This is a genomic window from Deinococcus misasensis DSM 22328, assembly GCF_000745915.1.
In the GTDB taxonomy this organism is placed as follows: Bacteria; Deinococcota; Deinococci; order Deinococcales; family Deinococcaceae; genus Deinococcus_C; species Deinococcus_C misasensis.
Map to the genome: position 1 here is coordinate 1 of NZ_JQKG01000103.1, position 1,284 is coordinate 1,284.

The following is a 1,284-nucleotide window of genomic DNA, read 5'->3' on the forward strand; positions in this document are numbered from 1 at the left end:
CCGTGCATGACGTGCTGACCGGCAAGAAGACCGCCGAGGCTTCCCTGAAGGAGCTTGAAGCCGACCTCAACCGCATCAAAGGTCGTGGCTGGTAAGCCCTAGCGTTTGAAGTCCTGTCAGGTGCAAAACCTGATGCCCAAGATGGAGGGACGCCCGAGAGGCGCTCCCTCTCTTCTGAGCTTGTGCCGTTGGTACAGCTTTTGTTGAGGTCACCATGACGAAAATTCAGGCGGCATCCCCGCAGAAAAAAAGAACCCGAGGCGGCGTTGAAGCAGCCCGGGCCAGAAGTGCAATATGGTTTCTGATTCCTGCCCTGATCGCCATTGCGCTGGTCGCAGGATACCCCCTTTTCAAGACCTTCTATTACAGCTTCACCGAGTCCAACATCTCTGATCCCGCCAGTGCCAAATGGATTGGTCTGGGCAACTACTGGTTCACCAACGAAGACGGTGTGGGACTGGGCGTGCTCCAGGATCCCGGCTGGTGGGCTGCCGTCTGGAACACCATCAAGTTCTCGCTGGTTTCCGTCTCACTGGAACTGGTGCTGGGTCTTGGCATCGCCATGGTGCTGAACAGCAAATTCAGAGGCCGCACCTTCATGCGGACCGCCATGCTGGTGCCCTGGGCCATCCCCACTGTGGTTTCTGCACAGATGTGGGCGTTCATGTACAACGACTCTTTCGGTCTGCTCGGCACCCAACTCGGGGCCGTTCTGGCAGACACCAACACCGCCATCTGGGCGATTGTGGCCGTGGACGTCTGGAAAACCACCCCTTTCATGGCTTTGCTCTTGCTGGCCGGTCTGCAAGGCCTGTCTGCAGATGTGTACGAAGCAGCAGATGTGGATGGGGCCAGCAAGTGGACCCAGTTCTGGAGAATCACCCTTCCACTCTTGAAACCCACCATTCTGGTGGCTCTGGTGTTCCGCACCCTTGACGCCCTGCGTGTCTTTGACGTGATGTACGTCATGATGGGACCCAACAAAGCCGCCGAAGCTTCCATGACCGCCTACGCACGCCTCAACCTGATCGACAACCAGCTTCTCGGGTATGGCAGCGCAGTGTCTGTGGTGATCTTCCTGATCATCATGGCGTTCACCGTCATGTACGTCACGAGCCTCAAGGTTCGTTTTGATTGAGGTAACCCCATGACCATCAAAGCTGTCAACACCCAAACCCACAAAAAACAGACCCCGGTGCTGCAAACGGTGTTGTTCTACCTGCTGCTGGCCATCATCGCCGTCTACCTGCTGTTCCCCTTCGTGTGGGCCGTCATCACCAGCCT

General features: G+C 57.1%; 1 protein-coding gene. It reads left to right on the forward strand.

Annotation, left to right across the window (positions count from 1 at the left end):
• The first annotated feature begins 214 nt into the window (after nucleotides 1-214).
• Nucleotides 215-1,138, forward strand: coding sequence for a carbohydrate ABC transporter permease (locus Q371_RS23295; RefSeq protein ID WP_034345494.1), 924 nt, complete (start codon nucleotides 215-217; stop codon nucleotides 1,136-1,138).
• Nucleotides 1,139-1,284: the final 146 nt, after the last annotated feature.